The organism is Caulobacter sp. 17J65-9, from assembly GCF_010975005.1.
In the GTDB taxonomy this organism is placed as follows: Bacteria; Pseudomonadota; Alphaproteobacteria; order Caulobacterales; family Caulobacteraceae; genus 17J80-11.
Genome location: NZ_JAAIVC010000005.1, coordinates 39,951 through 64,983, shown reverse-complemented (window position 1 = coordinate 64,983; position 25,033 = coordinate 39,951). Strand labels below are relative to the sequence as shown.

Genomic DNA, 25,033 nt, shown 5'->3' with positions numbered 1-25,033 from the left:
GGCGGGGATCGCGCGAACGCGAGGGCTGACCCTGCTGATCGGCGCCGACGCCGCCCTGGCCGAGGCCTGCGGCGCGCACGGCGTGCACCTGCCCGAACGCGCCCTGGCCGAGGCGCCGGGCCTGAGGACCGCTCATCCGGAATGGCTGATCACCGGCGCGGCCCACGGCGCGGACGCCCTGCGCGCGGCGGAGGCGGCCGGGCTCGACGCGGTGCTGCTGTCGCCGGTGTTTCCGACCCGCAGCGCCTCGGGCCACGCCCCGCTGGGCCTCGAGCGCTTCGCCGAGCTGACCGCCTCGACCCGCCTGCCGGTCTACGCCCTAGGCGGCGTGGACGCGGGGACCGCGCCGGCGCTGATCGGGACGGGCGCGGCCGGCGTCGCGGCGGTGGAGGGGGTGCTCAAATAGAAAGGGCGTGCGCGACGCGAAGACGCAGGTCGACCTTCGCCGTAAGCAACTCAATCTATGGGAGTATTTCGCCGCCGATACGGCCGGCCGAGCTTTCCGTCAGAAGCGGAAAGTGGTCTCCAGACGCACGCGCGGCTGCGGCTTTTCGTCCGGAGTCACGCGGCGCGGATCTTCGTTGGAGGCGCCCAGGCCGACCGAACCGCCGAGGCGGAGGGACGGGGTGATGCGGATCGAGGCGCCGGCCTCGACGTCCTTCCACTCGACGTCGCGGGTCGAGGGCTGGTCGACGTCCAGGTTCAGGGCCCAACGGCCACCGCCCGCCCATTGCAGGGACTTGCGCGGCTTCGGAGCCCAGGAATTCTGGTCGGAGGCGAAGGCGGTGGCCGCCGGGGCTTCCGCGCGCGGCTTGGGTTTGGCGGTCTGCGCGTGCGCCTGGGCGGCCACGCTCGCCATAGCGAGCGCCGCGACCACCGCAGCCATGCGAGCCATGCGTCCCATCAGCCCAAATCCGCTCCATCGGAAGCTTCCGCCAGTCAGCCTGACAGATGCCTCTGGTTTGCGATATACGCCGCGACCGCACTGGGTCAATGAACCGTGTGGTTAAGGCAAAGGTTCCCACGCGAAAGAGTCGGCTTGTGTGTCTCGCGCGCCACGCGAGTCATCTGTTCTTGTCAGATACAGCCTCCACCGTGCTATACGAGGATAACGGTCCGTAAAGGGGGCTCGGCGAGCGCCGTCCCCTTGCCCGCTAAGGGGGCGGCGGACGGTCCTCGAAGCGGAGTTCGCCAAGATGTCGTTCACTCGCCTCGCGTCGGTCGCACTGATTGCTTCCGGCCTTGCGCTTTCGGCCTGCTCGCACACCTCGGGCGCCAAGACCGCGAGCGCCAACGGCGGCTTCCAGACCCAGGAAGAAGGCGGCGGCATCTCGTTGGGTTCCATCTTCGGCGGCGGCTCCAAGAAGGGCGGCTCGCAGGCCCAGGCCGGCATCGGCGTCAACAGCTACCTGTGGCGCGCCTCGCTGGACACCCTGTCGTTCATGCCGCTGGCCTCGGCCGACCCGTGGGGCGGTGTGATCGTCACCGACTGGTACGCGGACCCGGCGAAGCCGGACGAGCGGTTCAAGATGACGGTCTACATCCTGGACAGCCGCCTGCGCGCCGACGCGCTCAACGTGTCGGTGTTCAAGCAGGTGCGCGACGCCTCGGGCGGCTGGGTCGACTCGGCGGTGGCCAGCCAGACCGAAACCGACATGGAAAACGCCATCCTGACGCGCGCGCGCCAACTGCGTCTGGCCAACGTCGGAGGCTGAGGCTAAACCCTCGGCCTTATGGCCCGCTACAATCCGAAAGAGGTGGAGCCCAAGTGGCGCTCCGCCTGGGACGCCCACGGCGTTTTCCGCACCCGTTCGCCTGAAGAGGCGGCCGGCAAGCCCAAGTACTACGTGCTCGAGATGTTCCCGTATCCGTCCGGGAACATCCACATGGGCCACGCCCGCAACTACGTGATGGGCGACGTCGTGGCGCGCTTCAAGCGCGCCCGCGGGTTCAACGTCCTACATCCGATGGGCTGGGACGCCTTCGGCATGCCGGCCGAGAACGCCGCCATGGAGCGCGGCGTCCACCCGAAGGCCTGGACCTACCAGAACATCGACAACATGCGCGCGCAGCTGAAGCTGCTGGGCCTGTCGATCGACTGGTCGCGCGAATTCGCCACCTGCGACCCCGACTACTACGGCCGCCAGCAGGCCTGGTTCATCGAGCTGTTCCGCCAGGGCCTCGTCTTCCGCAAGGAGAGCGTGGTCAACTGGGACCCCGTCGACAACACCGTGCTGGCCAACGAGCAGGTGATCGACGGCCGCGGCTGGCGCTCCGGCGCCCTGGTCGAGAAGCGCAAGCTGACCCAGTGGTTCCTGCGCATCACCGACTACGCCGACGAGCTGATCGAGGGCCTGAAGGGCCTGGCCCGCTGGCCGGAAAAGGTCCGGCTGATGCAGGAGAACTGGATCGGCAAGAGCCGCGGCGCGCGGGTCTCGTTCCCGTTCGCAGGCCACGCCCCGGCCGGCTTCGACAAGGGGCTGGAGGTCTACACCACCCGTCCCGACACCCTGTACGGCGCCAGCTTCGTCGGCATCGCCGCCGACCACCCGCTGGCCGATCAGCTGTCCAGGCAGAACCCCGAGCTGGCCGCCTTCGTCGAGGAATGCCGCAAGGGCGGCGCGACCGAGGCCGAGATCGAGACCGCCGAGAAGAAGGGCGTGTTCACCGGCCTGTACGTCCAGCACCCGTTCGACCCGAACTGGAAGCTGCCGGTCTGGATCGCGAACTTCATCCTGATGGGCTACGGCACCGGCGCGATCTTCGCCTGCCCGGCCCACGACCAGCGCGACCTGGACTTCGCCCGCAAGTACGACCTGCCGGTGCGCCCCGTGGTGCTGCCGGAAGGCACCGACCCGGCCGAATTCGAGCTGGGCGACGAGGCCTACACGGGCCCCGGCAAGCTCTATAACTCCCAGTTCCTGGACGGCCTGGACGTCGAGGCCGGCAAGGCCGCGGCGATCGACAGGATCGAAAGCCTGGGCCTGGGCGAGGGCGCGACCGTCTATCGCCTGCACGACTGGGGCGTGTCGCGTCAGCGCTACTGGGGCTGCCCGATCCCGATCATCCACTGCAAGGCCTGCGGCCCGGTGCCGGTCCCGGCCGAGCAGCTGCCGGTCGAGCTGCCGGACGACGTCACCTTCGACCTGCCGGGCAACCCGCTGCTGCGCCACCCGACCTGGCGGCACGTGAAGTGCCCGTCCTGCGGCGGCGAGGCCGAGCGCGAGACCGACACGCTGGACACCTTCGTCGACAGCTCCTGGTACTTCGCCCGCTTCGCCAACCCGAAGGCGGCCGACCCGATCGACAAGGCCGCGGCCGACTACTGGCTGGCGGTCGACCAGTACATCGGCGGGGTCGAGCACGCGGTGCTGCACCTGCTGTACGCCCGCTTCATCACCCGCGCCCTGACCGACGCGGGCGCGATGAGCGTGCGCGAGCCGTTCGCCGGCCTGTTCACGCAAGGCATGGTCACCCACGAGACCTACAAGAAGCCCGAGGGCGGCTGGGTCGACCCGACCCAGGTCGTGCTCGAGACCGTCGACGGCAAGCGGTCGGCCCGCCACGCCGAGACCGGCGAGAGCCTGGTGATCGGCGACATCGAGAAGATGTCGAAGTCCAAGAAGAACGTGGTCGCGCCCGAGGAAATCCTCGACGCCTACGGCGTGGACGCCGGCCGTCTGTTCGTGCTCTCCGACAGCCCGCCCGAGCGGGACGTGCAGTGGACCTCCGGCGGGGTCGAGGGCGCCTGGCGCTTCGTCAACCGCGTCTGGGCCGAGTTCGACGCCCTGGGCGAGGCCGCGATCCCGGCTGCCGACGAAGACGCCGCCCAGGCGCTCCGCCGCGCCACCCACAAGGCGATCAAGGCCGTCACCGAAGGCTTCGAGGGCTTCCGCTTCAACTCGGCGATCGCGCGCCTCTACGAGTTCGTCAACACGGTGAAGTCCTCACCCGTAGAGCAGACCGGTTCGGCCGCCCGCCGTGAGGCGCTCTCGGCGCTGGCCCGCCTGGTCGCTCCGATCGTCCCGCACCTGGCCGAAGAGGCCTGGGCCCGCATGGGCGAGAGCGGCATGGCGGTCGACGCGCCCTGGCCGGAGTTCGATCCGGAGCTGGCCGCGGACCAGGAACTGGTGCTGCCGGTGCAGATCAACGGCAAGCGCCGGGCCGAGGTTCGGGTGCGTCCGGGCACGCCCGAAGCCGAGGTCGAGCAGATCGCTCTTTCCGACGAGGCCGTTAAGCGGCACCTTGAGGGTCAGACGGTCCGCAAGGTGATCGTGGTGAAGGATCGCATCGTCAACATCGTCGCGGGGTGAGCAGCATGACCGGTCGGCGTATGGCTTTGGCGGCGGCCCTGACGCTGCTGACGGCGGGGGTCGGCGGCTGCGCCGGCTTCACGCCGCTTTATGCGGAAAAGGGCGTGGTCGAGAAACTCGGCCACGTTCAGATCGACGTGGCCGACGGCCGCCTGGCGTTCCTGATGCGCCAGAGCCTGGAAGACGCCCTGGCCCGCGACCGCAACACCACGCCCCAGTACCGGCTGGCCATCACCTTCAACGAGCGGCGCTACCCGCGCGGCCTGCGGGTGAACGACACCGCCACCAGCTACGAGCTGGACGTGGACGTGAACTACACCCTGGTCGAGCTGAAGACCGGGGCGGTGCTGATGCAGAAGTACACGCCGGTCACCGTCACCTACGCGGCCACCAACCAGCCCTACGCCGGCATCGTGGCCCAAGAAGACAGCCAGAACCGCGCCGCCCAGCAGGCCGCCCAGCTCATCAAGACGGACGTCGCGGCCTTCTTCGCCGGCCAGCAGTGACCCCGTCCCAGTGATCTTGGCCCAATGATCCTGTCCAAGCGCCCGGACGTCGACCGCTTCCTGGCCGGCCCCGGACCCGAGTTCCGCGCCTGCGTGATCTACGGCAAGGACCGCGGCGGCGTGCGCGAGCGCGCCGACGGCCTGGCCAAGAAGCTGGTCAAGGATCCCAACGACCCGTTCGACGTCGCCGTCCTGACCGAGGCCGACATCGACTCCGAGCCCGGCCGCCTGGAGGGCGAGCTGACAGCGCTGTCGCTGATGGGCGGCCGCCGGCTCGTGCGCCTGCGCCTGACCGGCGACAAGTCCGCCCCCGACAAGGCCGCCGCCGAGGCCCTGAAGGCCCACGCCGACGGCCTGCTGAACCCCGACGCCTTCTTCCTGGTCGAGGCCGGCGCCCTGGACCGTTCCTCGGCGCTCCGCAAGGCGGCGGAAGCCGCCAAGACCGCCGCCTGCATCCCCGTCTACGACGACGAGACCGGCGACGTCGCCCGCATGGTCCGCGAGGCCCTGGCCCGCGATCAGCTGAGCCTGGCGTCCGACGCGCTGGAGACCTTCGTCGCCCGCCTGCCGCGCGAGCGCGGCGTGGCCCGCCAGGAGATCGAGCGCCTGGCCCTGTTCCTCGGCCCCGGCTCCGGGCGCACCGCCACCGCCGCCGACCTGGCCCAGCACTTAGGCGTCGAGCCCGAGGCCAGCCTGTTCGACGCCGCCTTCGACGCCTTCGGCGCCCGGCCGGGGCCCGCCCAGGCCCACCTGCGCCGCGCCCTGGCCGAGGGCGAAAGCGCGGTCATGGCCGTGCGCGCCGTCAGCCTGCACCTGAACAAGCTGCGCCGCTTCAACGTGCTGATCGCCGCCGGCGCCGACGCCAAGGAGGCCGCCAAGGCCTGCGGCGTGTTCTGGAAGCAGGAGCGCGAGTTCCTGCGCCAGGCCAAGAGCTGGACCGCCGGCGACCTCGACCTGCTGCAGCCCGACGTCCTGGACGCCGACCGCCAGTGCAAGACCGCCGGGTCCCCCGACGGCCTCTTGGTCGAGCGCCTGCTGCTGTCGGTGGCCGGCCGCGCGCGGCGGCTGGGGCTGTAGGGGCGAGGCCTCTACCCGCCCGGGTGCAGCCCCGGCGCTTCCTGGCCCGTTCGGGCGACGTATTCCGTATAGCCGCCGCCGTACTGATGGACGCCCTCGGGCGTCAGCTCCAGCACGCGGTTCGACAGGGCCGACAGGAAGTGGCGGTCGTGCGAGACGAACAGCATGGTGCCCTCGAAGTCCGCGAGCGCCGCGACCAGCATCTCCTTGGTGGCCATGTCGAGGTGGTTGGTCGGCTCGTCGAGGACCAGCAGGTTCGGCGGATCGAACAGCATCTTGGCCATGACCAGCCGCGCCTTCTCGCCGCCTGACAGGACGCGGCAGGGCTTTTCGACGTCGTCGCCGGAGAAGCCGAAGCACCCGGCCAGCGTGCGAAGCTGGCCCTGGCCCGCCTGCGGGAACGAGCGCTCCAGGGACTCGAAGATGGTCTCTTCGCCGTCCAGCAGGTCCATGGAGTGCTGGGCGAAATAGCCCATCTTGACGCTGGCCCCGATGCTGACCGCGCCCTGGTCGGGCTTGGTGTCGCCGGCCACCAGCTTCAGCAGGGTCGACTTGCCGGCGCCGTTGGCGCCCAGCACGCACCAGCGTTCCTTGCGGCGCACCAGGAAATCAAGGCCGGCGTAGATCGGCTGGGCGCCGTAGCCCTTGTGGACGCCCCGCAGGTTGATCACGTCCTCGCCCGAGCGCGGCGGGCTCTGGAACTCGAACTGGACCGTCTGGCGCCGGCGCGGCGCCTCGACGCGTTCGATCTTGTCGAGCTTCTTCACCCGGCTCTGGACCTGGGCGGCGTGCGAGGCGCGCGCCTTGAACTTCTCGATGAACTTGATTTCCTTGGCCAGCATGGCCTGCTGGCGCTCGTACTGCGCCTGGCGCTGCTGCTCGGTCAGGGCGCGCTGCTGGTCGTAGAAGTCGAGATCGCCCGAATAGGTGGTCAGCGAGCCGGCGTCGATCTCCACCACCTTGCCGATGATGCGGTTCATGAAGGCGCGGTCGTGCGAGGTCATCAGCAGCGCGCCGTCGTAGTCCTTCAGGAACGCCTCGAGCCAGATCAGGCTCTCCAGGTCCAGGTGGTTGCTGGGTTCGTCCAGCAGCATGCCGTCGGGCCGCATCAGCAGGATCCGGGCCAGCGCCACACGCATCTTCCAGCCCCCCGACAGCAGGCCGACGTCGCCGTCCATGCGTTCCTGGCTGAAGCTCAGGCCCGCCAGCACCTCGCGCGCGCGGGCTTCCAGCGCATAGCCGTCCAGCTCCTGGAAGCGCTCCAGCACCTCGCCATAGCGCTCCATGACGGCGTCCAGGTCCTCGGCCTGGTCCGGATCGACCATGGCCGCCTCCAGCCGGGACATTTCGGCGGCCAGCGCGCTGACCGGGCCGACGCCGTCCATCACCGCGGCGACCGCGCTCTGGCCCGACATCTCGCCGACGTCCTGGCTGAAATAGCCGATGGTCATGCCGGGATCGATCGTGACCAGCCCGTCGTCGGGCTGCTCGCGACGGGTGATCATGCGGAACAGCGTGGTCTTGCCGGCCCCGTTCGGGCCGACGAGCCCGACCTTTTCACCCTTCTGGACGCCCATCGAGGCTTCGATGAACAGGATCTGGTGGCCGTTTTGCTTGGAAATATTGTCGAGGCGGATCATCGGGCGGTCAGCTACCCCGGCGACGAGGAGAACGCCAGCCTCAGGCCAGGGGCATTTGGTCCTAGCTGCGTCTCCCGCTCAGCGCTCCAGCGGCTTGGGCGTGTAATCCGGCTTGAACCGGCAGCCCTCGCCGGTGACGTCGTGCTCGCGGCACAGCCGGTCGACGCCGGCCGGGGTCGGCTTTTCGCCGGTCTCGATCCAGGCCGACAGGGCGCGCAGCAGGGCGGCGTATTGCGGCGTCGCCAGCTGGCTGTGCTCGGCCTCGTCGACGAAGGTCTGCACCAGCAGCTGCGAACGGCCGGCCGCAGCCACCACGTCGCGATAGGCCGCCTCGTGGCGAACCGAGGCGACCGGATCGTCGATCCCGTGCACGGTCAGGGTCGGCAGCGCGATCTGGCCGGTCAGGTCGGCGTCGTAGGCCAGCCGGGTCACCGCCGCGGGATCGGCCGAGAAGCGCTGGACGCCGGCGTTCAGCGCCTTGTCGTCCGTGGTCCCGCGATAGCGCACCTCGGCGTTGTCGAACGGGTTGCGCCCGTCCAGCCGGTGTTGGACCAGGTCCTGGAACAGGAAGGTGGCCCAGGCCAGGTGCGACTGAAGCTGGCGCTCGGCCACGCCGGTCGCGGCCAGGATGTTCGAGAGGCGCCGTTGCTGTTCGGGCGTGCGCTGGGCGGCCGGCGAGTCGACGCCGGTGCATGCCTGCACGCGGGACTTCAGCTCGGCCCGGGTCATCTTCGAGTCGGCCGGCAGCCCCCGCCACAGCGGATAGGCCGGCTCGTCGGGGCGCGGGTGATTGGCGCAGTAGTACTGGTAGACCGCGCGCAGGTCGGCGCGGAAAGCGTAGGCGCGGGTCCCGCCGGCCAGCACGCCGCTGGTCAGCAGCACGCCGTCGTAGTTTTTGCCGCCGTCGGCGTCGTAGGCGTAGAGCTCGGAGGCCTTGGCCGCGACGTTGCCGCCCCACGACTGGCCGTGGAGAATGGTGCGCTTCGGCTTGCCGAACTCGGCCCAGAACAGCTTGCGCAGATTGTCGGTGTCCTCGGCGGCCATGCGCACGCCGTAGCCGCCGCGCCGGTAGGTCGAGCCGGCCCAGGCGTAGCCCTCCTGCACCATGACGGCGAAGCGCTGTAGGTCCTCGATCTCGTCGTCGAGCGCCGGCTTGCCGGTGCGCGGACCGCCGTGGGCGTGCACCACCAGGGTCCCGTTCCAGTTCGCCGGCACGGCGATCCAGTAGAAGGCGCCGCTGGCGTCCTGGCCGGCGAAGCAGCGGGCGTCCTTCGGCAGGCCGTCGGGACAGGCCCTGGGTTCGGACGTCTTGGTCTCAGCCGCCTGGGCCGCCGGGGCCAGGCCCGCGGCCGCCAGGCCGATCGCGACCGCCAGGGCCGAAACGATGCTGCGCGCCATACGAATACTCATGAGCCGGGCATTTAAGAAAAGAAGCGCCGGCCCGTCGAGGGACGGACCGGCGCAGTGAGCAGATCAGAACGACTTGGAGACGCTGGCGTACCAGTAGCGGCCGTACGGGCGGTGCACCGCGCCGAGGTAGCCGCCGTCGGCCAGCGGCGGACCCTTGTCGAACAGGTCGCGCACGCCCAGCCGCACCTTGGTGTCCGAGGCCCAGCCGGCCTCCTCGAACTCGTACTGGCCGTAGGCGTTGGTGATCAGCTGATCGTCCACCACCCACGGATCGCCCGCCGCGCTCAGCAGCGTGTACTGGTCGATCGAGCTGACGTACTGGGTCGAGACGCCCGCCCGCCAGGGGCCGTTTTTCCAGGTGACGGAGGTGGTCACCTTCCACTCCGGACGGCCGCCGCGGGCGATCAGCTGGCTGGAGTCCGGCAGCGGGGTCAGCGCGTTGATCGTCCCGGCGTCGCGGGCGGCGTACAGGCCGTCGACGATGTCGCCGGGCTCGCGGGTGAATTGCAGCAGCTGCGAGGCGTTCACCTGCACGTCGAACCGGCCCCACGGGGTGTGGCGCTTGGACCAGGCGAAGCCCAGGTCCAGGCCCTCGGCCGTCTGCGGCAGCAGGTTGATGAACCGGTCGCTGATCGAGGTCACCGCCCCGACCGGGGTCAGGCCGGTGCCGTCGAAGAAGGCGACGTCGTCGGCGTTCGGCGCGGCGCGCACCACGTTCGGGTTGGAGCCGCCCTCGATCCGGTTCAGGTAGTCCAGCGCCAGCGCGCTCTGGGCGCCCAGCAGGCCGACGATCTCCTCCTGCTGGATCTTCCAGCGGTCCACCGTGAAGGTGAAGTCGCCCCAGCTTTCCGGCAGGAACTTCGGCTGGAAGACGATGCCGACCGACTGGTTGGTGCTCTCCTCCGGCTTCAGGTCCGGGTTGCCGGCCACCAGCAGCGAGGCGCTGACGTTGCGCGAGCAGGCGTTCATGTTGGCGATGCGGCCGGCGCGCAGGTCGGCCTCGCAGCGGTAGTAGTCAAGGTTGCTGGCCAGGCGCGCGTACTGGGTGGCGTTGGTCTGCTCCAGGTTCGGCGCGCGGAAGCCCTGCGAGTACGAGCCGCGGACCCGCAGGCCCTCGACGATGTCCCAAGCCACCGCCACCTTCGGCTTCGCCACCGAGCCGAAGTCCGAATAGTTCTCGAACCGGCCGGCGATCTGCATGTCCACGCTGTGCACCAGCGGGATGTTCATGTCCGGCGACACCACCGGCACGGCGAACTCGAGGAAGGCGCCGGCGACGGTGCGGCTGCCCTTGGTGTCGGGGTTGGGGCTCACCGCCGAGACGTTCGACAGGTTGGTGTCGCCGCTGACCATGTCGGTGAAGGTGTAGGTGCCGTCCAGGTTGGCGTCGCGATCGTCGCTCTGGGTCTCGCGGCGCACCTCGACGCCCGCGGCCACGCCCAGCGGGCCGGCCGGCAGCTGGAACAGGTCGTTGCGGGACATCTTGAAGTCGGCCAGCGTCAGGGTCGTGCGCGAGACGCGGCGCATGTCGAACACGATGGCGTCGATGGCCGCGGCCGACGACGGCGAACAGTCGCCGTAGCTGGTGGTGGCGATGCAGCCGCCGCTGAACGGGTTGTAGGCGTCCGGCGTCGACAGGCTCAGCTGGTGCTGCAGGGCCGTCATGTTGATGTTCGGCGAGATGTCCTCGGCCTCGGCCTCGGAGTAGAGCAGCGCCGTCTCCCAGTCGAAGCCCCGCCATTCGCCGCGCAGGCCGCCAAGGATCCGCGACTGGTAGTTCTTGACCGTCACCTCCTGGTAGCCGGTGTCGACGAAGCGGTAGTTGCCGAGCTTCACCGCCAGGCCCGAGGTCGGGACGTTGGTCAGGTTGGCCAGCCGGTTCGGGTTGGCCGAGCCGTCGGCGAAGGTCACCGGGCCGAACGGGTTCCAGTAGTTGCTGGCCGGGATCCACAGGCCGTTCAGGTTCACCACCGGCGGCTGGATGGCGCGGGTCTCGGCCGCGTAGACGCCGAGCTCGCCGAAGGCCGTCAGGTTGTCGGTGATGTCGTAGTGGCCGGTCACGAACACGTTCAGGCGCTCGGCCGACGGGCGCACGGTGGTGTCGTGGCGGGTGTCGTAGCGCATCTCGCGGTTGGCGCCGGTGTAGGCGATGGTGCCGCTGACCAGGCACAGGCCGTTGTGCAGGTCCGCGCCGACGCAGCCGAAGCTGGACGGCTGGATGTGGAAGGCGCCGGCGGCGGTGGTGACCACCACCCCGTCCGCGCGCGGCCGCAGGGCCGTGGTCGTGGCCGGCACGCTCAGCTGGGCCCACGGCGAGTGCGACGAGCGCCCGTCCGGCACGGTCGAGGTCTCGTAGCCCGGGGTCGAGCTGAAGAACGGCCGCATGTCGTCGCTGGCGGTGAAGTCCTGGTCCGCCGCCATCAGGGCGGTACGGTCGGTGTAGTTGACGAAGGCCGAGATGTTGCCGCGGTCGAAGTTCTTGCCGGCGAACAGGTTGGCCTCGAACTCGCGCAGGCTGGTGCCTTCAGCCCCGCCGTACTGGGTCTGCACGGTCAGGCCGTCGAAGTTGTCCTTCAGCACGGTGTTGACCACGCCGGCCACCGCGTCGGCGCCGTAGATGGCCGCGGCTCCGTCCAGCAGCACCTCGACCCGTTGCAGGCCGGAGGTCGGAATGGCGTTGGAGTTGTAGCTGAGCACCGGCACCGTGCCGGTGTCGGAGGTGCCCTGGCTGGTCGGGTGCTGCACCATGCGCCGGCCGTTCAGCAGCACCAGGGTGTTGCCGACGCCCAGCGAGCGCAGGTTGACCGAGTTCACGTCGCCGCGGGCCGAGTTGCTGGTCTGCGGGTTGTTGGCGGCTTCGAACAGCACGTCGCCCATCTGCGGGATCGAGCGCATCAGATCGTCGCCCGACGTGGCGCCGGTGGCGGCGATCTGGTCCTCGCCGACCACCACCACGGGCAGGGCGGCGGTGGTGGGCGCGCCCTTGATCTGGCTGCCGACCACGACGATTTCCTCGACGTCGGCGGCGTCAGCCGACGGCTGGGGCTCGGTCTGGGCCAGGGCGGCCGGCGCCAGGGCCAGCATCGCTCCGCACGAGGCGCCGCATGCAAGCCAGCGCCGCAGGTTCTCCATACGCATGTTCACTCCCCCCTAGTTTTTGGCTGAGCCGTTCGGCTCGTCTTTGGCGGGCGCCTGGGGCGCCTTCGCAGGTTCGGCCTTGGCCGCGGCGGCTTCGCCGGACACGGCCGAGGACACGGATTGGCGGACGGTCTCGACCAGGGCGCGGCCTTCAGCCTCGACCCGCTCGGTCCCGAAGATCGCGACGGTGGCGGCGGCGCCGGCCAGCGGCGTGGCGAGCAGGATCAGCCCGATCAGCACCGGCTTCAGGCGGCTGGCCGGCCGGGCCGCGACCGGCCGGGCGTCCAGCGCCGCGGCGAAGCGGTCGGCGTCGAGGCCGCCTTCCCAGCGCGACACCACGATGGTCGCCACCGCGTTGCCGATGAAGTTGGTCAGCGCCCTGCACTCGGACATGAAGCGGTCGACGCCGAGGATGAGCGCCATGCCGGCCACCGGCACCGAAGGCACCACCGACAGGGTGGCGGCCAGGGTGATGAAGCCCGAGCCGGTCACCCCCGCCGCGCCCTTGGAGCTCAGCATGGCGACCAGCAGCAGCAGGATCTGCTCGCCCAGCGACAGGTCGATGCCGGTCGCCTGGGCGATGAACAGCGCCGCCAGGGTCATGTAGATGTTGGTGCCGTCGAGGTTGAACGAGTAGCCGGTCGGCACGACCAGGCCGACCACCGGCTTGGGACAGCCGGCCCGCTCCATCTTGTCCATCAGGCTGGGCAGGGCCGCCTCGGACGAGCTGGTGCCCAGCACCAGCAGCAGCTCTTCCTTCAGGTAGCGGATCAGCTTCAGGATCGAGAAGCCGTTGAAGGCCGCCACCGCGCCCAGCACCACCAGCACGAACAGGGCCGAGGTCAGGTAGAAGGTGCCGACCAGGGCGGCCAGGTTGGCGATCGACTGGATGCCGTACTTGCCGATGGTGAAGGCGAAGGCCCCGAAGGCGCCGATCGGCGCGGCCCGCATCAGCACCGCCACCAGCCGGAAGAAGGCGGTCCCGGCGGCGTTCAGCACGTCCATCACCGGCTGGCCGCGGTCGCCGACCATGGCCAGGGCCAGGCCGAACAGCACCGAGAAGAACAGCACCTGCAGGATTTCGCCGTCCGCGAAGGCGCCGACCACCGTGTCCGGGATGACGTGCAGCAGGAAGCCGACCACCGTCTGGTCGTGAGCCTTGGCCGCGTAGCCGGCCACCGCGGCCGCGTCCAGGCTGGCCGGGTCGATGTTCATGCCCGCGCCGGGCCGCACCACGTTGGCCACGATCAGGCCGACGATCAGGGCCAGGGTCGAGAAGGTCAGGAAGTAGGTGAAGGCCTTCAGGGCCACGCGGCCGACCTTGTCCAGGTCGCGCATGCCGGCGATGCCGGTGACCACGGTCAGGAAGATCACCGGGGCGATGACCATCTTCACCAGCTTGATGAAGGCGTCGCCCAGCGGCTTCAGCGCCTCGCCGAACGCCGGATAGTAGTGGCCGACCAACGCGCCCAGCGCGATCGCCACGAGCACCTGCACGTACAGGTGCCGATGAAGCCCCTTGCGCCGGGGAGCGACCTCCGCGGCGTGGTCCTGGCCAATCACGCGCCAGCCCTTCTCGATGGGGAGCCCGCGCATCGGCGCGCTCCGGCGTTTCCGGTTCGCGCCGTCTTGAAGCGGCGCGTTAGCTACAGCGTGTCAGGGCTCGCCCACACGGCAAAACCGTTCCGCTCGACGGCCGACAGTCCTTGTTTTGCAAGGAAATCGCCTGCTGGCGGCGGCGACGCTGTGCGAAACCCCGCATACCAATTTCGCCACTTGTGCGGAAATCCGCACAGCCGCTACTGTGCAGGCGTCGTCGGAGGAGGGGAGGTCCGTCGTTGACGCCGCCGCTGTCGCTCCGCAGCCTCGACCGGCCGGTCGCGCGCTGGACCGTGTTCGCCCTGGTCGGCCTGGTCCTGCTGACGGGCTCGGTGTCGGTCGCCGGCCGTTTCGCGGCCGAGCGCTCCACCGCCGAGCTTCAGCGCCAGTCGGCCGCCGCCGCCGCCCTGCACGAGGCGGTGATGCGCAGCCAGCTGGAGAAGCACCGCTCGCTGCCCTTCGTGCTGGCCGAGGACCCGGACGTGAAGGCGCTGCTGCGGAGCGGCGACCCGGCCCAGGTCTCGGCCCTCAACCAGAAGCTGGAAAGCCTCAGCGGCCAGACCCGCGCGGCGGTGATCTACGTGCTCGACGCTCGCGGCCGCACCCTGGCGGCCAGCAACTGGCGGCTGCCGACCAGCTTCGTGGGTTCGGACTACAGCTTCCGCCCCTATTTCCGGAACGCCATGCGGGGCGGCACGGCCGAGCAGTTCGCGCTCGGCACGGTCAGCCAGCGCCCCGGCCTGTTCCTCTCCCGCCGCGTCCGCCAGGGCGACACCGACCTGGGCGTGGTGGTGGTGAAGCTCGAGTTCGACGCGCTGGAGGCGGAGTGGCGGGCGTCGGGCGAGCCGGCCTTCGTCACCGATCCGCATGGCGTGGTTCTGGTCACCAGCGTGCCGGCCTGGCGGTTCCGGACGCTGCAGCCGCTACCGCAGGCCGACCGGACGCGCCTGCGCCAGGGCCTGCAGTTCGGGCGCGCGCCGCTGGAGCCGCTGCCGTTCGTGCGCAAGGGCGACGAGCTCTCCATCCGGGCCGCGCCGGGGACGCCGGAAAAGCGCTTCGTCGCGGCGGGCGTGGCCACCTCGACCCCGGGCTGGACCCTGCACCTGCTGACCCCGGCCGACCGGGCGCTGGACAACGCCGTCGCGGCGGCCCGCTCCGTCGCCCTGCTCGCGACCGCCTCGCTGCTGCTGACGGCCGGCGCCCTGCTGTACTGGCGCGAGCGCGCCCATGCGCGTGCGCTGCGGCGCGAAGCGGACCGCGTCGAGCTGGAGGCGCGGGTCGAGGCCCGCACCCGCGAACTGCGCGACGCCAACGACCGCCTGGTGCTGGAGATGGAGGAGCGCCGCCGGGCCGAGGCGGGGCTGCAGACCCTGCAGGACGAACTGGTCCAGGCCAACAAGCTGGCCACCCTCGGCCAGATCGCCGCCGGCGTGGCGCACGAGATCAACCAGCCGGTCGCCGCCATCCGCGCCTACGCCGACAACGCCGCAGTCTTCCTCGACCGCGCCCAGCCGGGCCCGGCGCGCAAGAACCTGACCGTCATCGCCGACCTGACCCAGCGCATCGGCCTGATCACCGACGAGCTGCGCGCCTTCTCGCGCAAGACCAGCCGCCACGCCCACCCGGTGGCGGTCGAGGACGCCCTCTCCGGCGCCCTGCTGCTGGTCGGCGCGCGCCTGCGCCAGCAGGGCGTGCGGCTGGAACGGACGGGCCCGCCGGCCGCCGGCGTTCAGGTCGTGGCCGAGCGCGTGCGGCTGGAGCAGGTGCTGGTCAACCTGCTGCAGAACGCCCTGGAGGCGCTGGAGGGGGTCGCCGACCCGCGCGTGCGCCTGTCGGTCGAAGCCGATGACGCGCAGGTCCGCATCACCGTGGCCGATAACGGCCCGGGCCTGGCGCCCGATGCGGCCGCCGCCCTGTTCACCCCGTTCAACACCACCAAGGCGCAGGGCCTGGGCCTGGGCCTGGTGATCTCGCGCGACATCGTCACCGAGTTCGGCGGCGACCTCTCGGCCGCTCCGTCCGCCGACGGCGGCGCCGCCTTCCTGATCGTCCTGAAGAGGGCCGTCTGATGTTCGAAGACCGCAACCTCATAGCCTTCGTCGACGACGACGACGTCCTGCGCGAGGCCAACGTCCAGACCCTTCAGCTGGCCGGCTTCGAGGTGCTGTCGTTCGGCTCGGCGGCCGAGGCGCTGGAGGCGGTCGGCCCCGGCTTCCCCGGCGTGGTGGTCAGCGACATCCGCATGCCGCAGATCGACGGGCGCCAGCTGTTCCGCCGGCTGCGCGACCTGGACGCCGACCTGCCGGTCATCCTGATCACCGGCCACGCCGACGTGGCCGAGGCGGTCGAGGCCCTGCACGAGGGCGCCTACGACTTCGTGCCCAAGCCCTACGCGGCCGAGCGCCTGCTCTCCAGCGTGCGCCGCGCGCTTGAGAAGCGCGCCCTGGTGCTCGACAACCGCCGCCTGCGCCGCGAGGCCGACCGGGTCGAGGGCGACCTGCCGCTGGTTGGCTCGACCCCGGTGATGGAGCACCTGCGCCGCACCATCCGCCATGTCGCCGAAGCCGACGTCGACGTGCTGGTCGAGGGCGAGACCGGGGTCGGCAAGGAGCTGGTCGCCCGCGCCCTGCACCGGCTGAGCCGCCGCCGCCCCCGCCCGTTCTCGGTGATCGACTGCGGGGCCCTGCCCGAGGCCATGATCGAAAGCGAGCTGTTCGGCCACGAGATGGGGGCCTTCAGCGGCGCCATCCGCAAGCGGGTCGGGCGCATCGAGGCGGCCGACCGCGGCACCCTGTTCCTCGACGAAATCGAGAACCTGCCCGCCGCCGCCCAGGGCAAGCTGCTGCGCGTGCTCGAGGAGCGCGAGGTCACCCCGCTGGGGGCCAACGAGGCGCGCCCGGTGGACCTGCGGGTGGTCGCCGCGACCAAGGTCGACCTCGGCGACCCGGCCGTGCGCGGAGCCTTCCGCGCCGACCTGTACCACCGGCTCAACGTGGTGCGGATCCGCATTCCGCCCCTGCGCGAGCGGCGCGCCGACGTGCCCCTGCTGTTCGGCCGGTTCCTGGCCCAGGCGGCCCAGAAGTTCGGGCGCGAGGCGCCGGCCCTGACCGACGCGGTGCGCCGGCGGCTGCTGGACCACGACTGGCCGGGCAACGGCCGCGAGCTAAGCCACTTCGCCGAGCGCGTGGTGCTGGGGCTGGAGGCGCCGCTGGCCGAGGCCGGCGCGCCGCAGGCCGACAGCCTGCCCGCCCGGGTGGGCCGCTACGAGGCCGACCTGATCCGCGAGGCCCTGGACGCCTGCGCCGGCGACGTGCGCACCGCCCTGCAGAGGCTGTCGATCCCGCGCAAGACCTTCTACGACAAGCTCACCCGGCACGGCATCGACATCGAGCAGTACCGGCCGTCGTCAGCGCGGTAGGGAAGGCGGCCAGGGGTTCCGCACGCCGGCCACCCAGAACGGCGCGCAGACGATCACGCAGACGATCGCCGTGACCACGCCGAACTCGCCGACCATGGTGACGGGGCTGTCGCCGCGCGTGGTCATCGGGCCGAAGATCATCTGCAGGAACAGGTTGTGCGAGGCGTGGAAGGTGACCGCCGGCCACAGGCTGCCGGATTCCAGGCGCAGCCAGGCGGCCGCCCCGCTCATCGCCGTGATCATCACCATGAACGAGACGACCTCGTAGGCCTTCTCGCCGCCGCCGTTGTAGTCGCTGAAGATCAGGATCGGCAGGTGCCAGGACGCCCAGAGCAGGCCGGTGATCAGGGCCGCGCCGAAGAACCCGATCATCGTCGTGAGCCGCGGCGTCAGGAAACCGCGCCAGCCGATCTCTTCGCCGAGCGCGGCGGCCATGTTGTTGACCATGCCGGCGGTCACCGCCAGCAGGATCACGGCGACGACGGACAAGGTCGGCCCGAGCGGGCCGAAGCCCTGCTGCTTGGCGATCTCGCCCAGCATTTCGAACTTCGGGAAGCTGGCGAGGCCCGCCAGGTCCGCGGTGGAACAGGTCACGGCGCCGTAGGCGATCGGCAGGGCGAAGGCGATCAGGTGGAAGCGCGAGCGGCCCCATCTCCAGCCGAGACCCGAGAGGTCCTGACGCATGAGTTTGAGCGCGAGCATCGCGCTGAGGCCGACCGTCCACATGAGCAGGACCGCCGTCATGCTGGTGAAGCCGAAGCTGACGATCGCCCAATGCATCAGGGCGGTCGAACCGACCATCAGGGCGAGGAACAGGAGCACGACGGGCATCGCTTCGATCCTTCAGGTGCGCGCCGTGCCCCGGGCCGGGCCGTCGACCCAGGCCGGAAACGCCGACCACGGGGTCAGGTAGGCCCGTCGAGCTCAAGCGCCGCCGTGCGGCGGTTCAATCCGGGCGCGATCAATCCCGCCGGGACGGCGATCAATCCGGACGGCCAGCCTTGCCCCGGCGCCGGGGACGCGGGCTGAGCGGCGCCAGCGCGAAGGCGAAGCTCATCAGCCGTTCGCGGCCGGGTCCCTTCGGCTGGCTGCTCAGCTCGCTGAGCCGCTCCAGCAGGCGCGAGGCTTCCTCCAGGTCGTCCGTGCTCAGCCAGCCCTTGTTGCGCGAGACCCAGAGCTCGCGCGCCGGTCCCTCGGTCACGGCCCCCGGCGCCGCCAGCGCCGCCTCGAAGTCCTCGGCAGCGATCTGCAGGAGCGCGCGGGCGAAGGCGCCCAGTTCGCGCCTATTGCCCTCCGCCCCGAGGTCGTAGGCCAGCCGGATCGGCCCGTCGCCTTCGCCGGCCAGACGGTAGCGGCGCTCGTCCTCGCTGGCGGGGACCTCCTCCACCAGCCCGCCGTCGAGCAGGGCGCGCAGGTGGTAGTAGAGCCCGTCCGCCGGGCGGCCGAGATGCTCGGCCATGGCCGCGACGCTCGCCTCGCCGCCCAGGGCGGCCAGGGTGTCCACGATCTCCTGCCGCACCGCCGAGCTCAGCAGCCGGATCTGCGCCGGTTCGCGGAGGGCGCGCCTGACGAACGGCTCGGCCATGTGGACTCCTGTTGAAATTGGCGCCTATTATTTCAACAAGCCGTCGCGCTGGCAATCTCGTCGCGCGCGGAGCCTTGGGGCGATCATGCGGGCGGCTCTCTTCAAACAACTGGGTTTGGCGCTCGTGGCCGCGGCCCTCGCCAGCGGCGATGCGGCGGCCGAGGCGGCGCCGATCTCGCCCGCCGACCTGCGGGCCGACCTGCGGCTGGCGGTCGAGACCATCGAGCAGAACCATCCGGACCTGGCCCATTCCGTCGGCAAGGCCGAGCTGGAGCGCGCCGCGCGGCGGATCGAGCGCCAGCTGGACCGGCCGATGACCCGAACGGAAGCCTGGTCCGCCCTGGCGCAGCTCAACCCCTTGCTGGCGGACGGGCATCTCTTCATCGCCCTGCCCGACTGGCGCCAGGAAAGCGCTCGCACCCTCGCCGAAGGGGGCGCCTTCTTCCCGTTCGAGGTCAGCATCGACGCCCACGGCGCCGTGCGGATCGTCTCGGCCCTGGGCGGCGGCCCGACGCCGTACGCGGGCCGGCGCATCCGGCGCATCGACGGACGCGACGCCGGCCAGGTGGTGCGGACCTTGTCGGCGCGCGTGCACGGCGACACCCCGGCCTTCCGGTCCGCCCTGCTGGCCCAGCGCTGGTGGCTCTACTACGCCAAGCTCTACGGCGCGCCGGCCGCGTTCGAGTTGGACCTGGTCGGCGGCGGCCGCGTGCGCGTCGCCGCCAGCCGCGATAGCCCCGCCCTGCTGCAGGACGAGGCCAGCTTCGAACGCACCTATCGTTGCGAGGTGGGCCCGCGGGGCGCCGTCCTGACCGCCGGTTCGTTCGCCTGGCCCGACAAGGCGCAGTACCTGGCCTTCACCCAGGACTGCTTCGCGCGGATCGCCGCCGCGGGCGCGGACCGGCTGGTCGTCGACCTCCGCCGCAACGGGGGCGGGGACGACGACTACTGGCGCGAGGGCCTGCTCCGCTACATCGCCGATCAGCCCTACCGGCACGGCTCGCGCTACATCAAGCGGGTGCTGCAGCCCCGCGCGGGCGAGGTCGCGGGTCAACTGATTTCCGGCGAGATCGAGGCCCAAACGCCGCCGGAAGCGGCCGAGCCGCTGCGCTTCAAGGGGCAGGTCTACGTGCTGGTCGGGCCGCAGACCTATTCGTCCGCCGTGCTGTTCAGCAACGTGGTGCAGGACTACGGCTTCGGCCGGGTGGCCGGGGTCGGCGGCGCGGTCCGCACCCGCCAGTCCGGCGCGGTCCAGAGCCTGCGCCTGCCCAAGACCGGCCTGGTGCTGTTCTATCCCCGCTTCGTGCTCGACCGGCCCTCGGGCGCGGCCAGGCCCGCCTACGTCGAGCCCGACCTGCCGATCGCGGACGACCCGCTCGATCAGCGCGCCGCGGTCGACAGCCTGTTGAAGCGAACGGCAAGCGTGACGGGCGGGCCGCGAGCGCCTATCTCCGGCTCATGACCGCCGCCCACCCGCTCGATCGCTGCGCCTGGTCCGCCCTGACCGGACGCCACGCCCACCTCGCCGTCGTCGAGGGCGGCGCGCGGCGCTACCACCCGGCCTACGGCGTGTTCGCGGCCCTGGGCGACGCCTCCGACGCCAGCCTGAACGGCCTCGCGGCGCTGGTGGCGGCGCAGGGCGACGTGGCGCTGCTGCAGCCCGACGCGCCGCCGCAGGCGCCCGGCGTGGCCGTCGCCTCCCAGGATCTCGGCGTGCAGATGACGGCCGAGCGGCTGACCGAGGGGCCGGCCGCGGACTTCGAGATGATCCCGCTGGGCGACGCCGACGCGGCCGAGATGCTGGCGCTGGCGACCCTGACCCAGCCCGGCCCGTTCTTCGAGCGGACCCACCAGCTGGGCGACTTCTTCGGCGTGCGGCTGGACGGCCGGCTGGTGGCCATGGCCGGCGAGCGGATGAAGCCCGACGGCTTCACCGAGGTCAGCGGGGTCTGCACCCACCCCGACCACCGCGGCCGCGGCTACGCCGGGGCGCTGATGCGGCTGGTCGCGGGCAAGATCCTCGCGCGCGGCGAGACCCCGTTCCTGCACGCCTACGCCAGCAACACCGGCGCGATCGCGCTCTACGAGACCCTGGGCTTCACCCTGCGCCGCGAGGTGCTGATGACCCGGCTGACCCGCGCCTAGATCTCCACCGTCTCCACGAACACGATCCGTTCGGCGATCTCCGACGACTTCGGCGCGCCGGTCCCCGGCGTGGTCCGATAGACCTCGGACTCGGTGATCAGCAGACGCCGCCGCACGCCCGGCTGGGGCAGGGGGGCGACCACGCTCACCTCTTCGATCAGCGGCGGGATCACCGAGGCGATCAGCATCGGGTCGCGGACGATGTCGTCGAACCGGCCCTGGGCCGCCAGCTTGTCGGCCTGGGCGCGGGCGGACTGGTTGGCGACGCCGGAGACCAGCGCGCCCAGCACGGCTCCGCCGTCCAGCTTCACGCCGCTTCCGCCCGTGCCGACCGAGACCGGCAGCCCGCCGACCCCCGGCGCCAGCGACTTGGAGCCTTCCGGGATGTGCCAGTCGACCCAGTCGAGGTCCGGGCAGCCGTCCGGCGGCAGCACCTGCACGCGCACGTCGATCTTGCCGGCCTCCTGCCAGGCCGAGTGCTCCTTGGGCTTGGGCAGCACGCCGTAGACCTGGACCTTGAAGGCCTGGGTCGGCGGCACGGTCTTGGGCGCGCCCAGCGCTTCGGTGACCACCGCCAGCCGGTCGGGGGTGAGCTGCTGGAATTCGGCCAGCACGACGTCGGACAGGTGCGCGCCGTCGACCGACACCGGGTGGTAGCGGCCCAGCGCCAGCCGGATGAACGGCAGATAGGCCGTGGACGGCAGGTTCACGACGATGTCGGCGTACCAGAGCTTGCGCTCGTCGTCCCAGCCGACCGCGTGCGGGGCCACGTCCAGCTTCAGCGACGAGCCCGCCAGCGCCCGGTGCGACAGCCCCTGCCGGAACGGCCCCGGCGGCAGGGCCGAACCCTCCTCGGCCGGCAGGTCGGGCAGGCCGTCGAAGGCGATCGGGGCCTGGTAGCGGGCCAGCGGGAAGGCCGACCTGGCCGGCGCGAACTGGGTCAGCGGCGCCTGCGGCCACACGGGATCGCGGCCCCACTGGGTGACCAGCGACTTCAGCCGCCCGTTCAGCTCGGCGGAGGGCGTGCCCTCGGTCGCCAGCACGACGCCCAGCATTTCGCCGTAGCCGGAGCTGAACCAGGGCCGGTCCAGATAGACCCGCAGGCCGCCGCCGAAACGCATGGAGCGCTTTTCGCCGCCCGACTGGGTGCGGCTCCAGCCGAAGGTCGGCACCACGTACAGCACCGAGGGCGGGGCCGGCGGGGCGGCGTTGGGGATCCAGACCTGCTTTAGGTCGGAGCTGACCTTAAGCTCGTCCGGCTTGTCGCGCAGGCCGGCGGGCATGAACTCACGGTGGCGGGTGGTGGCGTCCAGCCGATAGCTCACCCGGCGATAGCGGGTGTCGGCGAACTTGTGCTCCGGCGGCGCCCTGCGCGCCTCGGCGTGGAAGCTCGCTTGCGTTTCCTTGCGCGTGATGGTCCGGCCCCAGGCGTCGGCGGTCGCGCGCCGGCCCTCAGGCCGCGGCGTTCCGGCCGCGTCCTCGACCTCGTTCCACTCGCCGTACAGGTCCAGCCGCCCGGTGCTCTTGGCGTCCAGCGGCGTCTCGAAGAACAGCTGCGCGTCCAGCTCGCCGAAGGCCCGCTGGGCGGTGTCGATGTTGAGGATCCCCGGCTTGGCCAGCGGCCGCTGCACCGCGTGCACCAGCTCGACCGTCCGCCAGGGCGTCAGCATCCAGTGGCCGCCGCCCTCCACCAGGTCGTCCAGGGCGTGCTGCTGGGCGGCGGGCAGGCCGGCCGAGGCCACCCGCGCGCGCCACTTCATCATCGACTTGGCGCTGGCCGGCAGCACGCACGAGACGCGCAGGCGGGCGCGCTGGGCCTTGGTCAGGCGCAGGCGGAACACCCGCCGGCCGGTCCCCTCGATGGTGAAGCCGGCGCCCGGCCCGCCGTCGACCAGCTCGATCTCGAACGGCCTGGCCTTGGGCCAGTCCTTGGCCGCGGCCGCGGTGACCGGCACGGTGTCGCCGTACAGCGGCACGTGGTGGACGACCTTGGGGTTGATCCCGTCGACGCCCAGCACCCGGACAGCCACCGCCACCGCCATGGGATCGGGTAGGAAGGGCAGGACGAAGCGCTCGCGCGCGCAGGGCCAGCGCTGACCGTCGACCTCCAGGTCGATCAGCGGCGAGTCCTGGTTGATCAATGTCGACCACTTGCCCGCGTCGATGCGCCCGTCCGGGCCGTCCAGCACGCCGTGCTGCTCGGCGAAGCGGGCGCCCACGCGCGGCGGCACGATGTGGCGCCGCGCGCGCTTGGGTTCGGCCAGGCCTGCGTCCAATGTACGGATGGCCAGGCGGCCCATGGACTCGCCATCGCCCGGGAGCTCCACGGTACCGGGCCGGTCGCCGAGAAGCGCAAGGCTCGGCGGCTCGACCGGCTCGTAGCGCAGGTAGGTCTGCGGGTCCGACACCGCCCCGGCCGGGGCGGCCGCGTCGGCGGCCAGCGAGTTGCCGGCCAGGTCCACCAGGCGCACGCGCACCCGGTAGCTGCGCCCGAACCGCAGCGAGGGCAGGGTGCCCGGCTGGGCGGCGAAGGCGACGTCCAGCGGCAGGCCCGACGGCAGCGGGTCGGCGGCGCCGGAGAAGCTGTTGTCTGACTTCACCCACTTGCCGGGCTCGGGCGCGCACAGGCTCCAGCCGCGCCAGCTGAACAGGCCCTCGTGGACCTTGACCAGGTTGGGGTTGGAGCCGTCGCTGGAGGAGCCGGCGGCGGCGCGCACCATGCCCTCGTCGAGCGGCTTGCCCGGGGCCGGCGCGTCCGGCGAGCCGAACGGCAGCGGCGCGTGGCCGCCCTTGGTGAAGGTGTAGGCGCCGTGGCGGGCGCACAGGCTGCGCCACTGGCCCTTGGTCTCGTCCAGCACGTCGATCCGGTAGCCGCGCACGGCGTCGCCGGCGAAGACGGTCGCCGCGGGCTTGGTCGGGTCGGTGGGCGCGGCGGCGTGGGCCAGAGCGGCGACGTTCAGGCTCTTGGCCTGCACGAAGGCGGCCTGCAGCGACAGATCCCGCCGGCGGTGCGCCAGGGTCAGGCCGCCGGTGCGGATCGAGGGCGCGCCGGCCTGGGGCTCGGCCTGCGGGTCGGCGGGCAGGATGTCGTCGTCGAAGTCGGCCGGCACCTCGCGCAGCATGGATTCGGCGAACTGGCTGAACTTCAGCCCCGCCCCGTCGACGTCCATCTGCACCAGCCGGTAGGGGCCGCTGGCGTCCAGCCGCAGCCACCGCTCCACGAAGGGCGAGACCTGGCCCGCCGGCAGGGGCGCGCCCTGCAGGAAGAAGCCGGTGTCGGTGTTGCGGATCATCGACACCGGGCTGATCGGCGCCGGCGGATCGAAGCCGTCGAACACCACCTCGGCCACGCTCAGCTTCAGGTTCGCGCCGGCGGCGGCCACGGCGGCGGGGGCGATCTCCACGTCGACGACGAAACCGCAGGCGCGCGCCAGGTCCGGATACTGGATCAGGGCGGCGGCGATCTGGTGGAAGTCGACCTTGCGGGCCAGCTCCGCCTTGCTCGGCAGGGCCGTGCGCGAGCCCTTGCGGTAGCGGGCCGGCTCGTGGACCTCGTCGCCCGCCTCCGGCGTCCACACCGCCAGCTCCTGCTTGTTCAGCGGCCGGTGATAGGTCGACAGCAGGTCCAGCGCCTGGGCCAGCTGGGCGGTCGAGGCGCCCTGGCCGTTCTGGCCGAGCGTGCGGCCGAAAGCCTGGCCCTCGGCCACCATGCGCAGCACGTCCTCGGGCCGGGTCCGGCGCTTGGGCTGGAAGTCCCGGCTGAACCTGTCGCCGAACTCGCCGCGCTTGGGCAGCTCCTCGCCTGCGGCCAGGGCCCAGCCGCCGTAGGTCTCGTCCAGCGCCACGGCCAGATCGGCCAGCGGATAGCTCAGCACCTTCTTCTTCGACCAGTCGGAGAACACGAAGGGCTTCACCGGCGTCGCGTCGCCGAACAGGGCCTCGAACACCGCCTTGTCGGTCTTGGACACGACCGTGGCCTTAACCGGCGCGGACAGGCCCGGGGCCGTCAGGAAGACGCCGGCCTCGCCCATGGCCGCGGCCCAGTTGCGCCAGACCTTCCAGCCGTCGTGCCCGCCCAGCACCGGATCGCCGGCGTCCGACCACAGCCGCGGCGACACCAGGATCGAGGCCTTCAGCTGCTTCGCGTCGGAGAAGCCGTTCGGCAGGACCGTCCAGACCGCTTCGGAGGAGTAGGTGACCAT

General features: G+C 71.4%; 17 protein-coding genes. 9 read left to right on the top strand and 8 right to left on the bottom strand.

Annotation, left to right across the window (positions count from 1 at the left end; all coding sequences use genetic code 11):
• The coding region (locus tag G3573_RS02060) for a thiamine phosphate synthase (protein WP_163259185.1) at positions 1–406 on the top strand (406 nt) is incomplete at its 5' end.
• Positions 407–505: 99 nt separating this feature from the next.
• Here G3573_RS02060 and G3573_RS02055 read toward each other — a convergent pair.
• On the bottom strand, positions 506–904 hold the full coding sequence (locus G3573_RS02055) for an NtrZ family periplasmic regulatory protein (protein WP_163259184.1): 399 nt from the start codon (positions 902–904) through the stop codon (positions 506–508).
• Between the two features lie 292 nt (positions 905–1,196).
• Here G3573_RS02055 and G3573_RS02050 point away from each other — a divergent pair, with 292 nt between their 5' ends.
• The 4 genes from G3573_RS02050 to holA are packed head-to-tail and all read left to right on the top strand — an operon-like array spanning position 1,197 to position 5,896.
• Positions 1,197–1,715, top strand: a complete 519-nt coding sequence (locus G3573_RS02050) for a DUF3576 domain-containing protein (protein WP_163259183.1) — start codon at positions 1,197–1,199, stop codon at positions 1,713–1,715.
• 18 nt (positions 1,716–1,733) lie between these two features.
• Positions 1,734–4,313: a leucine--tRNA ligase gene (gene leuS, locus G3573_RS02045; RefSeq protein WP_163259182.1), complete on the top strand. Its 2,580-nt coding sequence runs from the start codon at positions 1,734–1,736 to the stop codon at positions 4,311–4,313.
• Between the two features lie 5 nt (positions 4,314–4,318).
• Positions 4,319–4,819 carry an LPS assembly lipoprotein LptE gene (gene lptE, locus G3573_RS02040; RefSeq protein WP_163259181.1) on the top strand — a complete coding sequence of 167 codons (501 nt, stop codon included), beginning with the start codon at positions 4,319–4,321 and terminating at the stop codon, positions 4,817–4,819.
• 24 nt (positions 4,820–4,843) lie between these two features.
• Positions 4,844–5,896, top strand: a complete 1,053-nt coding sequence (gene holA, locus G3573_RS02035) for a DNA polymerase III subunit delta (protein WP_163259180.1) — start codon at positions 4,844–4,846, stop codon at positions 5,894–5,896.
• Positions 5,897–5,907: 11 nt separating this feature from the next.
• Here the strand turns inward: holA and G3573_RS02030 are convergent, their stop codons facing one another.
• The 4 genes from G3573_RS02030 to G3573_RS02015 form a co-directional block, all read right to left on the bottom strand.
• Positions 5,908–7,536 (bottom strand): ABC-F family ATP-binding cassette domain-containing protein, encoded by a 1,629-nt coding sequence (locus G3573_RS02030; protein ID WP_163259179.1) that lies wholly within the window; start codon positions 7,534–7,536, stop codon positions 5,908–5,910.
• A gap of 78 nt (positions 7,537–7,614) precedes the next feature.
• Entirely contained in the window at positions 7,615–8,934 is a 1,320-nt protein-coding gene (locus G3573_RS02025; RefSeq protein WP_163259178.1) for a hypothetical protein, read from the bottom strand.
• Positions 8,935–9,009: 75 nt separating this feature from the next.
• Positions 9,010–12,084, bottom strand: coding sequence for a TonB-dependent receptor (locus G3573_RS02020; RefSeq protein WP_163259177.1), 3,075 nt, complete (start codon positions 12,082–12,084; stop codon positions 9,010–9,012).
• Between the two features lie 12 nt (positions 12,085–12,096).
• Positions 12,097–13,680 carry a dicarboxylate/amino acid:cation symporter gene (locus G3573_RS02015; protein ID WP_205598014.1) on the bottom strand — a complete coding sequence of 528 codons (1,584 nt, stop codon included), beginning with the start codon at positions 13,678–13,680 and terminating at the stop codon, positions 12,097–12,099.
• Positions 13,681–13,922: 242 nt separating this feature from the next.
• On the opposite strand from G3573_RS02015, the gene G3573_RS02010 reads away from it, so the two are divergent.
• Together G3573_RS02010 and G3573_RS02005 are read left to right on the top strand one after the other, a co-directional pair.
• Positions 13,923–15,752 (top strand): ATP-binding protein, encoded by a 1,830-nt coding sequence (locus tag G3573_RS02010; protein WP_163259176.1) that lies wholly within the window; start codon positions 13,923–13,925, stop codon positions 15,750–15,752.
• The gene (locus tag G3573_RS02005) at positions 15,752–17,101 is read left to right on the top strand and encodes a sigma-54 dependent transcriptional regulator (RefSeq protein ID WP_163259175.1); all 1,350 of its coding nucleotides are present in this window, start codon (positions 15,752–15,754) and stop codon (positions 17,099–17,101) included. Before G3573_RS02010 ends, G3573_RS02005 begins: the two co-directional genes overlap by 1 nt.
• Here G3573_RS02005 and G3573_RS02000 read toward each other — a convergent pair.
• On the bottom strand, positions 17,090–17,932 hold the full coding sequence (locus G3573_RS02000) for a type II CAAX endopeptidase family protein (RefSeq protein ID WP_163259174.1): 843 nt from the start codon (positions 17,930–17,932) through the stop codon (positions 17,090–17,092). The genes G3573_RS02005 and G3573_RS02000 overlap by 12 nt on opposite strands.
• 151 nt (positions 17,933–18,083) lie before the next feature.
• Positions 18,084–18,686, bottom strand: a complete 603-nt coding sequence (locus tag G3573_RS01995; protein WP_163259173.1) for a helix-turn-helix domain-containing protein — start codon at positions 18,684–18,686, stop codon at positions 18,084–18,086.
• Positions 18,687–18,810: 124 nt separating this feature from the next.
• On the opposite strand from G3573_RS01995, the gene G3573_RS01990 reads away from it, so the two are divergent.
• Positions 18,811–20,148 carry a S41 family peptidase gene (locus tag G3573_RS01990; RefSeq protein ID WP_205598013.1) on the top strand — a complete coding sequence of 446 codons (1,338 nt, stop codon included), beginning with the start codon at positions 18,811–18,813 and terminating at the stop codon, positions 20,146–20,148.
• Complete coding sequence (locus G3573_RS01985) at positions 20,145–20,831, top strand: GNAT family N-acetyltransferase (protein WP_163259171.1); 687 nt, start codon at positions 20,145–20,147, stop codon at positions 20,829–20,831. The genes G3573_RS01990 and G3573_RS01985 overlap by 4 nt, the downstream gene beginning before the upstream one ends.
• On the opposite strand, the gene G3573_RS01980 is transcribed toward G3573_RS01985, so the two are convergent.
• Positions 20,828–25,033 (bottom strand): hypothetical protein, encoded by a 4,206-nt coding sequence (locus tag G3573_RS01980; protein WP_163259170.1) that lies wholly within the window; start codon positions 25,031–25,033, stop codon positions 20,828–20,830. The genes G3573_RS01985 and G3573_RS01980 overlap by 4 nt on opposite strands.